Source organism: Pseudomonas sp., from assembly GCF_049590575.1.
GTDB lineage: Bacteria > Pseudomonadota > Gammaproteobacteria > Pseudomonadales > Pseudomonadaceae > Aquipseudomonas.
The window spans coordinates 1-12894 of record NZ_JBAWDE010000107.1 but is presented as its reverse complement, the minus strand read 5'-3'; the positions used below and the strand labels follow the sequence as shown (position 1 = coordinate 12894).

The window sequence follows — 12894 nt, the reverse complement described above, 5'->3', positions numbered from 1 at the left end:
CGTCTACACGCAGCATGCCACCTGCGGTCAGCCGCGCCAGGTGCGCATTCGCACTGGCCCGCGATACCCCGGCGAACGTTGCCAATTCTTCCGATGACTTGGCCGAGCCGTCCATCAGCGCCCAGAGCATGGCGGCGCGTTTGGGCTCGGCGAGCAGGCTGGCGATCTGGCTGATGCAAGGTGCTGCTTCCATTTATTCACTCCCTGTTGAGTCATTTATCTGCTGCGGTTATGCGCAAAGTATAGGTGCGCGAAGCGCCGGTTCCGTGGCGTCTGACAGTGCAGATAGGGACAGGATCTGAGTGAAACTTCCTGCTTTTATGGAGGCTGCTACCTCGCACTCAACTATTCCGGCAACTGAGCCGTCAATGTCGCACAGCGCGACATGAGCATTTCCCGCAGCAGGTTGATGGGTTTGCTCAACTGCGCACGATGAGCGCACAACAGGTTCAGCGGCGTTCGCTCGCCACGCAGCTCCGGCAGAATCAAGCGCAGGCGCCCGGCCAGCACGTCGCTGCTCACATCCAGCCAGGACTTGTAGGCAATGCCCACACCTGCCACCGCCCAACGGCGCACCACGTCGGCGTCGTCGCTGAAACGATCACCAGTGACCGTCAGGCTGACTTCGCGTTTGCCGTCGTGGAAGCTCCAATGGTCGTGAACCCGGCTGCCGAGCATGTACAGCAGGCAATTGTGCTGGGCCAATTGCTCCAGATGCCGGGGTTCACCGTGACGTGCCAGGTAGCTGGGCGCCGCACACAGCACGCGCACATTCTGGGGCGCGACGGGCAGCGCGATCAGGCTGGAGTCTTCCGGCTCGCCATAGCGCAGGGCGATATCCACCGGCTGGCGAAACAGGTCGGCGATCCGGTCGCCCAGCAGCAGGCGCACGGTGAGTTGCGGGTACTCGCGCTGGAACTCATCGAGCCACGGCAACAGTTGGTTGCGACCAAAATCCGACGGGGCCGACAGCTGCAGCACCCCACTGACGTGGTCCTGGCCGCTGGCCAACAAGCGCCGCCCCTCATCCAGCGAGCTCAACGCGGCGCGCGCGTATTCGAGGAAGCCCTCGCCTTCGGCGGTCAGGCGCAGGCTGCGGGTGGACCGGGCCAACAAACGCGCGCCGAGCTGCTGCTCGATGCGCTTCAATGCGGCGCTGGCCACCGCCGGCGACAGGTCCATGACCCGTGCCGCAGCCGACAGACTGCCCAGGTCGGCCGCGCGTACAAACAACTGCAAATCATCGAAACGCAGCATTTACCCTGCCCATTATCAAAATATTATTGAAACAGCCTGCTGTTTTAGCCGCTTTTATCTTCACGGGAAATAGCCAATCATCTGCCCATCCCGTTCATCACGTGTCTGGAGTTGAATATGCCCACTGCTTTTAACGTCATCGCCACACTGATCGCCAAACCCGGCCAACAGGCCACCCTGGAAACCCTGCTGCGCGGCCTGCTGGAACCGACGCGCCAGGAACCCGGTTGCGAGCAATACGACCTGCACCAGGATCTGCAGCACCCAGAGACCTTCTACATGCTCGAACGCTGGGCCGACGACGCCGCACTCGCCGACCACGACCAAAGCGCGCATATCCAGAGTTTTCGCGCCAAGGCCGCCGATGTGCTCGAACACTTCGAACTCAAGCGCCTGAAATTTCTCGCCTGATCACCGCCCTTTTCCGGAGCCCCCATGAAAGCCATTGCCTACTACGCCTCACTGCCGATCAACGATCCCAAGTCGCTGCAAGACATCGAACTGCCTGCACCCGTCGCCGGCCCGCGCGACCTGTTGGTGGAAGTCAAAGCCATCTCGGTCAACCCGGTGGACACCAAGGTCCGCCAGAACGTCGCCCCGGAAAACGGCGACGCCAAGGTGCTGGGCTGGGACGTGGCCGGTGTGGTCAAGGCCGTCGGCAGCGACGTCACGCTGTTCAAGGCCGGTGACAAGGTGTTCTACGCCGGCTCGCTGGTCCGCCCCGGCGGCAACAGCGAACTGCACACCGTAGACGAGCGTATCGTCGGCCGTATGCCCAAGAGCCTGGGGTTTGCTGAGGCCGCCGCCTTGCCACTGACCGCCATTACCGCCTGGGAGCTGCTGTTCGAGCGCCTGCAAGTGCGCGAAGGCAAAGAGGATGAAGGGCAGAGCCTGCTGATCGTCGGCGCCGCGGGCGGTGTGGGCTCGATCCTGACCCAACTGGCCCGCCAGCTCACCGCGCTGAACGTCATCGGCAGCGCTTCACGCCCGGAAACCCAGGCCTGGGCCAAAGACCTCGGCGCGCACCTGGTGATCGACCATAGCCAGCCGTTGAGCGAAGCGCTCAAGCGCGCCGGTGTCGCCCAGGTGACCCACGTGGCCAGCCTGACCCAGACCGAAGCGCATCTGGACCAGCTGGTTGAAGCCCTGCAGCCTCAGGGCAAGCTGGCGCTGATCGACGACCCCAAGGCACTGGACGTGAGCAAGCTCAAGCGCAAGAGCCTGTCGCTGCATTGGGAATTCATGTACACGCGCTCGATGTTCGAGACCCCGGACATGATCGAGCAGCACAACCTGCTCAACCGCGTGGCCGAGCTGATCGACGCCGGCACCTTGAAAACCACGGTGGGTGAGCATTTTGGCGTGATCAACGCAGAGAACCTGCGCCGCGCCCACACCCTGCTGGAGAGCGGCAAGGCCAAGGGCAAGATCGTGCTGGAAGGCTTCTAAAAAGAGTCTGTAGGTGTTGTCCATTATTCCCGTGGGTAATGGACGACACCGCTAGTCAGAGAGTTGATCTTTGTCATATTTGTAAGCGTATTCGGGTTTATATTGGCCGCCTTTGCCACGATTCTTTTACGTGAGGAAGTCAGCAATGAAAATCCTGATAAAAGCGTTAGCAAAATCCCAATGGGAAGTCCGCCTGGACCACAAAGCCATTACCTTCCGCAGTGAAGCCGAGGCCCGCGCCTTTGCCGATACCTTGCAAGCGCGCATCCTGGCGCCCCACCACTTCCCGCTCAGCCAGCAACGCGCCGCCGCTGGCTGACCCGCTTCAGGCCTGCGCCTGCACGGCCCTCGCCCGTTGCAGGCGCTGGGTCGACATCGCAATCGTTACCGCCAACACACCGCACAAGCTGATGACCATCGCCATCGGCATCGCCGTGCCGTCGTGCAACACACCGACCAACGAGGCGGCCCCCGCCGCTACGCCAAACTGGATACAGCCCAGCAGCGCCGAGGCACTGCCGGCTCGCGCCCCTTGCCCGGCCATGGCGCAGGCCGAGGTGTTGGGCATGATGCAGCCCAGGCTGGCGATGCAGATGAACAATGGCACCAGCAATGGCCAAAGTGCATCGGTGCGCAAGGCCGCGACGCCCAGCAGCGTCAACGCCGCCAGCATGTACAGCCAAACCGTGCGCGACAGCAGAAACGCCGGGCCACGTTTGGCCAGCAACCGCGCATTCACTTGGGCCATCAAGATAAAACCCGCGGCGTTGGAGCCGAATACCCAGCCGTAATGCTCGGCGGGCACGCCATACAGCTTGATAAACACGAAAGGCGAACCGGCGATGTAGGCAAACATCCCGCCAATCGAGATGCCACCGGTGAGGGCGTAGCCCAGGTAGACGCGGTCCGACAGCAGCGACGCGTAACGACGCAGCGAGCCGGACAACGGCTGACGCGGCTGATGGGCCGGAAAGGTTTCCGGCAACCCGACGGCCACGGCAATTGCAGCCATCACGCTAAAGAGCGACAGCGCGAGGAAAATCGATTGCCAGCCCCACAGCCCAACCATCACCCCACCGGCCAGCGGCGCAAGGATCGGCGCCAGGCCGGTAACAAGCATCAGTTGGGAAAACACTTTGGCCGAACCCACCGCGTCACATTTGTCGCTGACCACCGCGCGGGAAATCACCATGCCGGCGCACCCGCCGAGGGCCTGTACAAAGCGCGCGCCGATCAGCCATTCCAGGGACGGCGCAAAGGCGCAGGCGAAGGACGCCAAGGTAAACAGGGTGACGCCGCTGAGCAGCGGGCCGCGCCGACCAAAGCGGTCAGCCAAGGGGCCGTAGATCAATTGCCCGATGGCCAGGCCACCGAAATACACGGCCAGGGTCAGCTGGATATGTTTTTCGTCAGTGCCGAAAGCCGTGGCCATGGCCGGAAAGCCCGGCAGGTAAAAGTCGATCGCCAGCGGCGCGAAGGCGCTCAAGGCACCCAGAATCAGGATTATGCGGAGGTTCATCAGGCACCCAAGTGTGTCGGCAGCCCAACAGTCTAGCTGCGCTTGGGTGCGATGAACACGATAGCTCGCTAACTATTTTCGCAGGTCAGGCGAGTTTTGCGCTGTAGCCTTCTTCGGTGATCAGGCTGATCACTTGTTCGGCGGACAGGCCGCTCTCGACCTTTACCTGTTTGGCTGCCAGGTCGACGTTCACATTGGCCGCCGGGTCCTGGCTCTGCACCGCCTGGGTGACGGCCCGGACACAATGGCCGCAGGTCATTCCTTCAACGCTGAATACTTGCATGACATGACTCCTTGGATGAGGTTGAAACCAGTCTCGACCTTGCCACGATGGCAAGGTCAAGTTCCACGACTGTCTGCCGGGCTGGTATTCGGCGGCAACGTCGGCCAAGCTTGACCCATCTTTGATTCAAACCACGGAGCATTCGCCATGCGCTGGTCGTTTTTTGGCCTTGTCGGCCTGATGAGCTTGTCTGCCGTTGCGCCCTCGGCCAGTGCCGATCAAGACTACGCGGTGTTGATTATTTCCCGGGAACGCCTGGAAGTGCCGACCAATTGCGAAATCGGCCTGTACATCCAGGACCAATTGGCCGGGCGCCTGTTCCAGGAACAGTCCACGTCGTTCAACCTGCCGGCCGGCGATGTGTCCCTGCGCCTGAAGCTCCTGCCGGGCCAGGCGCCAGGCTGCCTGCCGAGCTTGCTTGCGCCGCCGGCGCAGAACATCACGCTGAAAGCCGGCGACGTACGCAAATTGCGTATCGCCCAAGGCCCTGACGGGATGTACCTCAAAAACGCGGCACTGGGATACTGAGGCGCTTGACCTTACCCACAGGTCAAGGTTGATCCTAGGGGCAACGTCTACTGGAGGACTGCCCCATGAATGGGTCCACCACCTTTGACCTGCCGATCAGCGGCATGACCTGCGCCAGCTGTGCCGGGCGTGTCGAGCGCGCGCTGGGCAAAGTGCCAGGGGTGCAGAGCGTCAGCGTCAACCTGGCCAACGAGCGCGCGCATGTCGAAGTGCTCGGTCAGATGGACCCCAGCGTCCTGATCGCCGCCGTCGACAAGGCCGGCTACAGCGCCACCCTGCCCCAAAGCGAAAGCGTGACCGACGCCAACCAGGCCCAGCGCCTGCACCGCGAGCGTTGGTCATTGATAATGGCGATTGCGTTGGCGCTGCCACTGGTGCTGCCCATGCTGGCGCAGCCCTTCGGCCTGCACTGGATGCTGCCGGCGTGGGTGCAGTTCGCCCTGGCCACGCCCGTTCAGTTCATCTTCGGAGCACGCTTCTATATAGCCGCCTGGAAAGCCGTGCGCGCCGGCGCCGGCAATATGGACCTGCTGGTGGCGATCGGCACCAGTGCCGGTTACGGCCTGAGTATCTATCAATGGCTCACCGCCCCCGCTCCGCACCTGTATTTCGAAGCCTCGGCAGTAGTGATCGCCCTGGTACTGCTGGGTAAATACCTGGAAAGCCGCGCCAAACGCCAGACTGCCAGCGCGATCCGCGCCCTCGAAGCCCTGCGCCCGGAGCGGGCGATTCGGGTGCTGGATGGCCGCGAAGAAGACGTCGCCATCGGCGCGCTCAAACGCGGTGACCTGGTGCTGGTCAAGCCCGGCGAACGCTTCCCGGTGGACGGCGAAGTGGTACAAGGCCAGAGCCACGCCGATGAAGCCTTGATCAGCGGCGAAAGCCTGCCGGTGCCGAAACAACCGGGCGACGTGGTCACCGGTGGCGCCATCAACGGCGAGGGCCGCCTGCTGGTGCGCACCCTCGCGCTGGGTGCAGAAAGTGTGTTGGCGCGGATCATCCGCCTGGTGGAAGACGCCCAGGCCGCCAAGGCGCCGATCCAGAAACTGGTGGATAAAGTCAGCCAGGTATTCGTGCCGGCTGTGTTGGTGCTGGCAGTGATCACGCTGGTGGGCTGGTGGTTGTACGGCGCGCCGCTGGAGACCGCGATTATCAATGCGGTCGCCGTGTTGGTGATCGCCTGTCCATGCGCCCTGGGCCTGGCTACGCCGACAGCGATCATGGCCGGCACCGGCGTCGCCGCACGCTACGGCATCCTGATCAAGGACGCCGAAGCGCTGGAACGGGCACATGCGGTGAGCACCGTGGTGTTCGACAAGACCGGCACCCTCACCTCCGGCGCGCCAAAAATCGCACATCAGGCGGCGGTGGATGGCGACGAATCACGCTTGCTGCAACAGGCTGGCGCCTTGCAACGCGGCAGTGAACACCCGCTGGCCAAGGCGGTGCTGGATGCCTGCCGCGAGCAAGGCCTGGTCGTGGCGGACGTAACTGCCAGCCAATCCCTGATCGGGCGTGGCATTGCCGGCACCCTGGACGGCCAGTCGCTGGCGTTGGGCAACCGCCGCATGCTCGAAGAAAATGGCCTGGCCGCCGGTGATCTGGCCGGCTCTGCGACGGCTTGGGAAGCCGAAGGCCGCACGTTGTCGTGGTTGATCGAGCAAGGCGCACAGCCGCGCGTGCTGGGCCTGTTCGCGTTTGGCGATACGCTCAAGCCCGGCGCGCTGCAGGCCGTGCAGCAACTCAAGGCGCAGCACATCAGCAGCCATTTGCTCACCGGTGATAACCGCGGCAGCGCCCGTACCGTCGCAGAGGCGTTGGGTATCGAGGATGTGCACGCTGAAGTGCTGCCCGCCGAAAAAGCCGCCACCGTCGCCAAGCTGAAAAAAACCGGCGTGGTGGCGATGGTCGGTGACGGCATCAACGACGCCCCGGCCCTGGCTGCTGCCGATATCGGCATCGCGATGGGCGGCGGCACTGATGTGGCGATGCACGCGGCCGGGATCACCCTGATGCGCGGCGACCCGCGCCTGGTGCCCGCCGCGCTGGAGATCAGCCGCAAGACCTATGCAAAAATCCGCCAGAACCTGTTCTGGGCCTTTGTGTATAACTTGATCGGCATTCCCCTGGCGGCGTTCGGCCTGCTCAACCCGGTGCTCGCGGGGGCGGCAATGGCCTTGTCCAGCGTCAGCGTGGTGAGCAATGCGTTACTGTTGAAAACCTGGAAACCAAGCCCTTGGAAATCAGAGTCTCTGGAGGACAAGCGTCCATGAACATCGGCCAAGCAGCACGCCAGAGCGGACTGAGCGCCAAGATGATTCGCTATTACGAATCCATCGGCCTGTTGAAAGCCGCGCACCGTACCGACAGCGGCTACCGCGTGTACGGTGCCGACGATTTGCACACGCTGGCGTTTATCAAACGTTCGCGGGACCTGGGGTTTTCCCTGGAGGAAGTCGGCAAGTTGCTGACGTTATGGCAGGACCGCCAGCGCGCCAGCGCCGACGTTAAAGCCTTGGCGCGCCAGCATATTGATGAGTTGAACAAGAAGATTCTGGAGCTGGGGCAGTTGCGGGATACGTTGCAGGATCTGGTGGAACACTGCCAGGGCGATCATCGGCCGGATTGCCCGATTCTCAAGGAATTGGCGTCGGGTAGTTGCTGTACCTGACCAGATCTAACCGGACACGCACAAACAAATGTGGGAGGGGGCAAGCCCCCTCCCACATTTTTTAGATCTTCATCTATCCGAAGGTCACTGCATCCAAGGCGGCGGCGGTTCCTCTGCCGTCTTGGTCGCTGGCGCATCATCCGCCGCGCGAATCGCTTGCTTGCGCTCTTCATCCAGCCGCGCCGCTTCGATCTCGCGGATCACCCCGCCGACATCCGCCAGTTCTTCCGGCTCATCGAACTCACCGGTCAACACGCTGGCCGGGTGCAAGGTGCCGGCTTCGTACAACGCCCACATTTCCTTGGCGTACTTGGTCTTCTTCAACTCCGGGGCAAAGCGCCCGAAGTAGGAGGCCATGTTACCCACATCCCGCTCGAGCATATTGAACGCGTGGTTGTTGCCCGCCGCATCCACCGCCTGGGGCAGGTCGATGATCACCGGGCCGGTCGGCGTCAACAGCACGTTGAACTCCGACAGGTCACCGTGCACCAGGCCGGTACACAGCATCAGCACGATCTGGGAGATCAGGAAGGCGTGGTATTCGCGTGCCTGGTCCGGCTCCAGCGTGACGTCGTTCAGACGCGGCGCCGCATCGCCGTACTCGTCGGCCACCAGCTCCATCAACAGCACGCCTTCGAGGAAGTCATACGGCTTGGGCACGCGAACGCCCGCACCAGCCAGGCGGAACAACGCCGCCACTTCGGCGTTCTGCCAGGCATCTTCGGTTTCTTTCTTGCCGAATTTGGAGCCCTTGGCCATGGCCCGGGCCTGCCGGCTGTTGCGGACCTTACGGCCTTCCTGGTACTCGGACGCCTGACGAAAACTTCGTTTATTCGCCTCCTTGTAAACCTTGGCGCAACGCAATTCATTGCCGCAGCGCACCACATAAACAGCTGCTTCTTTACCACTCATGAGTGGGCGCAGCACTTCGTCGACCAGACCGTCTTCGATCAGGGGTTCAATGCGTTTAGGAGTCTTCATCAGCTTTTATTGTGGGTCCTTTATTACCAAATACGCGTATGGCACTCGTTATACGGCAATCGGCTCGCCGGTGGGAGAGGCTACCGACCTCTGACCCCTTCAGAATGCATCCAATATGCCAATTTGCGTTGCAATCAGCGTTCGATGATCGCCGTGACACCCTGCCCACCGGCCGCGCAGATCGAAATCAACCCTCGGCCCTTGCCTGCCGCGTCGAGCAACTTGGCCAGGTTGGCGACGATGCGCCCACCGGTGGCGGCAAACGGGTGCCCGGCCGCCAGGGAGCTGCCCTTGACGTTCAAGCGGCTGCGGTCGATGGCCCCCAGTGGTGCGTCCAGCCCGAGGCGGGTCTTGCAGTAATCCGCATCTTCCCAGGCCTTGAGCGTGCACAACACCTGGGCAGCGAAAGCTTCGTGGATCTCGTAGTAATCGAAGTCCTGCAGCGTCAGGCCGTTGCGCGCCAGCAAGCGCGGCACCGCGTACACCGGCGCCATCAGCAGGCCTTCGGCGCCGTTGACGAAATCCACCGCAGCCGCTTCACCATCGCGCAAATAGGCGAGGATCGGCAAGCCGCGCTCCTGGGCCCAGGCCTCACTGCCCAACAACACCAGGGAGGCGCCATCGGTGAGCGGCGTGGAGTTGCCGGCGGTGAGCGTGCCCTTTTCGCTGCGCTCGAAGGCCGGCTTGAGCGCGGCGAGCTTTTCCAGGGTCAGGTCGGGGCGCAGGTTGTTGTCGCGGGTCAAGCCCAGAAATGGCGTCAGCAAATCGTTGTGCCAGCCTTCGGCGTAGGCCGCAGCCATTTTCTGGTGGCTTTCCAGGGCCAGTTGGTCCTGCTCGGCGCGGGGGATCTGCCAGGTCTGTGCCATCAGTTCGCAATGCTGACCCATGGACAAACCGGTGCGCGGTTCGCCGTTGCGCGGCAGCTCCGGTTTGAGGTGCTGCGGACGAAGTTGTAACAGGACTTTTAATTTATCCGCCATGGACTTGCTGCGGTTGGCGTGCAGCAAGATCTTGCGCAGCCCTTCATTGACGCCGATCGGTGCGTCGGAGGTGGTGTCCACCCCGCCGGCAATCCCGCATTCGATCTGCCCCAGCGCGATTTTGTTGGCCACCAGCAGCGCCGCTTCCAGCCCGGTGCCGCACGCCTGCTGAATGTCGTAGGCCGGGGTTTGCGGGGACAGGCGCGAGCCGAGCACGCATTCGCGGGTCAGGTTGAAGTCGCGCGAGTGCTTGAGCACCGCCCCGGCAGCCACCTCACCCAGGCGCAGGCCGTGCAGGTTGTAGCGCTCGATCAGGCCCTCGAGGGCCGCGGTCAGCATCGCCTGGTTGCTCGCCGTGGCATAGGGGCCATTGGAACGGGCGAAGGGAATGCGGTTACCGCCAATGATCGCTACACGGCGCAATTGAGTCATGGAAAGCTCCCTGATAGTTATGGGTGGAATCATGAAGCCTAGCCTAGGCTGATCGAACGACTACCGCCCCGGGGTGGTCAACCCTTTGAACCCCAGCTTTCGGAGAGCGTTCCATGTCTGACCGTTATATCGACTTCGCCAACTCAAGCCTCGGCCATCGCCTGGTCGCCGCCATTGGCCTGCCGTCACCGGTACGCCTGGAACGCTGGCAAGCCGGGCGCCTGCGCCCGGTAGAGGGCGCGCTGCTGCTGGGCGGCGGCCCGCTGGCTGCCAATGTGCTGCCGTTTGCCAACAAACTCACGGACGCGATTTACAGCTACGGCAGCGAACTGCCGAACGCCCCGGCGTGGATTCCCGGCCACGGCCCCAAGCTCAAGGCGGTAGTGTTCGATGCCAGCCACTTGCAGCACACCGACCAACTCAAGCAGTTGCGCGAGTTTTTCCAGCCGTTGCTGAAAAACCTGGATAACAGTGCGCACCTGGTGATTCTTGGTCGCGCGCCGGAAAGCCTCAGCGACCCGTTTGCCGCCAGCGCCCAGCGCGCCCTCGAAGGCTTCAGCCGGTCCCTGGCCAAGGAGCTGCGCAACGGCGGCGTCCTGCAGTTGCTGTATGTCGGTGACGGCGCCGAGGATCAGTTGGAAGGTGCGCTGCGATTCTTCCTCTCGCCGAAAAGCGCGTACATTTCCGGCCAGGTCATCCGCCTGCAAGCCTGCGCCACGCCGGTCGAGGACTGGACCCGCCCGCTGGCCGGGCGCAAGGCCCTGGTGACCGGCGCGGCGCGTGGGATTGGCGCGTCCATCGCCGAAACCCTGGCCCGCGACGGCGCCGAGGTGATCCTGCTCGATGTGCCCCAGGCCAAAACCGACCTCGACGCCCTGGCCGCGCGCCTGGGTGCACGCACCATCGCGCTGGATATCTGCGCTGAAGACGCCGCCAGCCAGCTGGCTGAACACCTGCCGGACGGTCTCGACATCCTGGTGCACAACGCCGGCATCACCCGCGACAAAACCCTGGCCAACATGACCCCGGAATACTGGGACGCGGTGCTCGCGGTCAACCTCAATGCACCTCAGGTGCTGACCAAGGCGCTGCTCGACGGCGGCACCCTGCATGACAACGCGCGCATCGTTCTGCTGGCCTCCATCAGCGGAATTGCCGGCAACCGTGGGCAAACCAACTATGCGGCCAGCAAGGCCGGGCTGATTGGGCTGGCCCAGGCCTGGGCGCCGCTGCTCAAGCAACGGGGCATCAGCATCAATGCGGTGGCCCCCGGTTTTATCGAAACCCAGATGACCGCGCACATCCCGTTCGCCCTGCGCGAGGCCGGGCGCCGTATGAGCTCACTGGGCCAGGGCGGTGTGCCGCAAGACGTCGCCGAGGCGGTTGCCTGGCTGGGCCAGCCGGGTTCCGGCGCGGTCAGCGGGCAAGCATTGCGGGTGTGTGGGCAAAGTCTCCTGGGAGCGTAAGCATGCAATGGCAAACGTTAGGCAGTCCCCCAGTGCTTGCACCGCTGTACTGGCGGGCGGCGCTCAAGCGCAAGATCACCGGCGACACGCTGCCCGAGCAGGGTGTGCGCTGCCGGGTCAGCGTCAACCCCAGGGAAGTGGCGGCGTACCGCAAGGTCTGCGGGTTTGCCGACAGCGCCGTGCTGCCGGCGACTTATCCGCACATCCTGGCGTTCGGTTTGCAGATGCAACTGCTCACGGACAAAAAGTTTCCCTTCCCGCTGCTGGGCTTGATCCACCTCAGCAACCGCATCCGCATTCATCGCCCCTTGGGCGGTGTCAGTGACCTGAGCATTGGCGTGCACGCGCAAAACCTCAAGCCCCACCCCAAAGGCGCGACGTTCGACATAATCACTACGGTTGAAGACGCCCTCGGCGTGCTCTGGGAGGCCGAAAGCCGCATGCTGTGTCGCGGGGTCAAACTCGAAGGCACCGCGACCGATGACGCCCAGCCCTCCCCCCACCAAGTCAGCGAACTGACGCGCTGGAAAGCCCCCGCCGATATCGGCCGGCGCTATGCGCGGGTTTCCGGCGACTACAACCCGATCCACCTCAGCGCCCTCACCGCCAAGCTGTTTGGCTTCCCCCAGGCCATCGCCCACGGGCTGTGGAACACGGCGCGTACCCTCGCCGCGCTGGGCGAGCACTTGCCGGCCGCCAATATCGACATCAGCGTCGAGTTCAAGAAACCCGTGCGCCTGCCCAGTGAAGTAACGTTACTGGCCAGCGCCGCCGGTTCCAGCGGTGAGTTGTTACTGAAAGGCGCAGGCGATATCGAACATATGGTAGGTAAGTGGCAGCCGATTGCGTGATTAATTGTATATATACGACCTAAGTTATAGCGGACCTCTTCAGGTCCGCTTTTTTATTTAACTCTTTGAGTTTTAAAACATATACATCCTGGTACATTCATCCCTTAGCGCTTTTGTATTAGTCACTTAAACGGTACATCGCCGCCCTCTATAAATCGTTAATACCAAGTTGAGTATTGAGAGAACGCCTGCCTAGGTCTGTGATATCCCCACGGACAAACATATTGCTATCCCAAGAAATAGTGAGTGTTTGAAGACAACCACGGTTGTACAGGTGCAAGGAACTCACATCATGAAAACTCAAACTCAAGTGGTGTTTTGGAAAGCAAGTACCGCGCTGGCCCTGGCAGTCGCATTGACGCTCGGCGGCTGCAGCAGCGGTGGTGGCGGACATCACAGTAGCGGCTCCTCCTCTTCGGACACCGCTGCGGGCGGCGGCACTGGCGGCGGCACTGGCGGCGGCACTGGCGGCGGCAC

General features: G+C 62.8%; 14 protein-coding genes and 1 pseudogene. 9 read left to right on the top strand and 6 right to left on the bottom strand.

The window, feature by feature from the left end; translation table 11 throughout:
* Together WBR57_RS08725 and WBR57_RS08720 are read right to left on the bottom strand one after the other, a co-directional pair.
* A partial coding sequence (locus tag WBR57_RS08725; protein ID WP_424083483.1) for a winged helix-turn-helix domain-containing protein occupies positions 1 to 193 on the bottom strand: 193 nt, incomplete at its 3' end.
* 152 nt (positions 194 to 345) lie between these two features.
* Positions 346 to 1257 carry a LysR family transcriptional regulator gene (locus tag WBR57_RS08720; protein WP_424083482.1) on the bottom strand — a complete coding sequence of 304 codons (912 nt, stop codon included), beginning with the start codon at positions 1255 to 1257 and terminating at the stop codon, positions 346 to 348.
* A 117-nt stretch (positions 1258 to 1374) separates the two neighbouring features.
* Here WBR57_RS08720 and WBR57_RS08715 point away from each other — a divergent pair, with 117 nt between their 5' ends.
* The 3 genes from WBR57_RS08715 (at position 1375) to WBR57_RS08705 (ending at position 3025) form a co-directional block, all read left to right on the top strand.
* A complete protein-coding gene (locus WBR57_RS08715; protein ID WP_424083481.1) occupies positions 1375 to 1668 on the top strand; it encodes a putative quinol monooxygenase in 294 nt (97 codons plus the stop codon).
* Between the two features lie 24 nt (positions 1669 to 1692).
* Positions 1693 to 2706 carry a zinc-binding alcohol dehydrogenase family protein gene (locus tag WBR57_RS08710; protein ID WP_424083480.1) on the top strand — a complete coding sequence of 338 codons (1014 nt, stop codon included), beginning with the start codon at positions 1693 to 1695 and terminating at the stop codon, positions 2704 to 2706.
* 145 nt (positions 2707 to 2851) lie between these two features.
* Positions 2852 to 3025 carry a hypothetical protein gene (locus tag WBR57_RS08705; RefSeq protein WP_163003206.1) on the top strand — a complete coding sequence of 58 codons (174 nt, stop codon included), beginning with the start codon at positions 2852 to 2854 and terminating at the stop codon, positions 3023 to 3025.
* Between the two features lie 6 nt (positions 3026 to 3031).
* Here WBR57_RS08705 and WBR57_RS08700 read toward each other — a convergent pair whose 3' ends face one another.
* Entirely contained in the window at positions 3032 to 4225 is a 1194-nt protein-coding gene (locus WBR57_RS08700; RefSeq protein WP_424083479.1) for a multidrug effflux MFS transporter, read from the bottom strand.
* Between the two features lie 85 nt (positions 4226 to 4310).
* Entirely contained in the window at positions 4311 to 4508 is a 198-nt protein-coding gene (locus tag WBR57_RS08695) for a heavy-metal-associated domain-containing protein (protein WP_424083478.1), read from the bottom strand.
* 147 nt (positions 4509 to 4655) lie between these two features.
* On the opposite strand from WBR57_RS08695, the gene WBR57_RS08690 reads away from it, so the two are divergent.
* The 3 genes from WBR57_RS08690 (at position 4656) to cueR (ending at position 7707) form a co-directional block, all read left to right on the top strand.
* Entirely contained in the window at positions 4656 to 5036 is a 381-nt protein-coding gene (locus WBR57_RS08690) for a hypothetical protein (protein WP_424083477.1), read from the top strand.
* Between the two features lie 65 nt (positions 5037 to 5101).
* The gene (locus WBR57_RS08685) at positions 5102 to 7309 is read left to right on the top strand and encodes a heavy metal translocating P-type ATPase (protein WP_424083476.1); all 2208 of its coding nucleotides are present in this window, start codon (positions 5102 to 5104) and stop codon (positions 7307 to 7309) included.
* Positions 7306 to 7707: a Cu(I)-responsive transcriptional regulator gene (cueR, locus tag WBR57_RS08680; protein ID WP_424083475.1), complete on the top strand. Its 402-nt coding sequence runs from the start codon at positions 7306 to 7308 to the stop codon at positions 7705 to 7707. The genes WBR57_RS08685 and cueR overlap by 4 nt, the downstream gene beginning before the upstream one ends.
* A gap of 84 nt (positions 7708 to 7791) precedes the next feature.
* Here the strand turns inward: cueR and WBR57_RS08675 are convergent, their stop codons facing one another.
* Positions 7792 to 8688 carry a PA4780 family RIO1-like protein kinase gene (locus WBR57_RS08675; RefSeq protein WP_424083474.1) on the bottom strand — a complete coding sequence of 299 codons (897 nt, stop codon included), beginning with the start codon at positions 8686 to 8688 and terminating at the stop codon, positions 7792 to 7794.
* A 134-nt stretch (positions 8689 to 8822) separates the two neighbouring features.
* Positions 8823 to 10100 (bottom strand): acetyl-CoA C-acetyltransferase, encoded by a 1278-nt coding sequence (locus WBR57_RS08670; RefSeq protein WP_424083473.1) that lies wholly within the window; start codon positions 10098 to 10100, stop codon positions 8823 to 8825.
* A 113-nt stretch (positions 10101 to 10213) separates the two neighbouring features.
* Here WBR57_RS08670 and WBR57_RS08665 point away from each other — a divergent pair, with 113 nt between their 5' ends.
* The 3 genes and pseudogenes from WBR57_RS08665 to WBR57_RS08655 all read left to right on the top strand — a co-directional run.
* Positions 10214 to 11566, top strand: coding sequence for a 3-oxoacyl-ACP reductase (locus WBR57_RS08665; protein WP_424083472.1), 1353 nt, complete (start codon positions 10214 to 10216; stop codon positions 11564 to 11566).
* 2 nt (positions 11567 to 11568) lie between these two features.
* Entirely contained in the window at positions 11569 to 12417 is an 849-nt protein-coding gene (locus WBR57_RS08660) for a MaoC family dehydratase (protein WP_424083471.1), read from the top strand.
* 292 nt (positions 12418 to 12709) lie between these two features.
* A pseudogene (locus WBR57_RS08655) lies at positions 12710 to 12894 on the top strand (collagen-like triple helix repeat-containing protein); the annotation flags it as partial.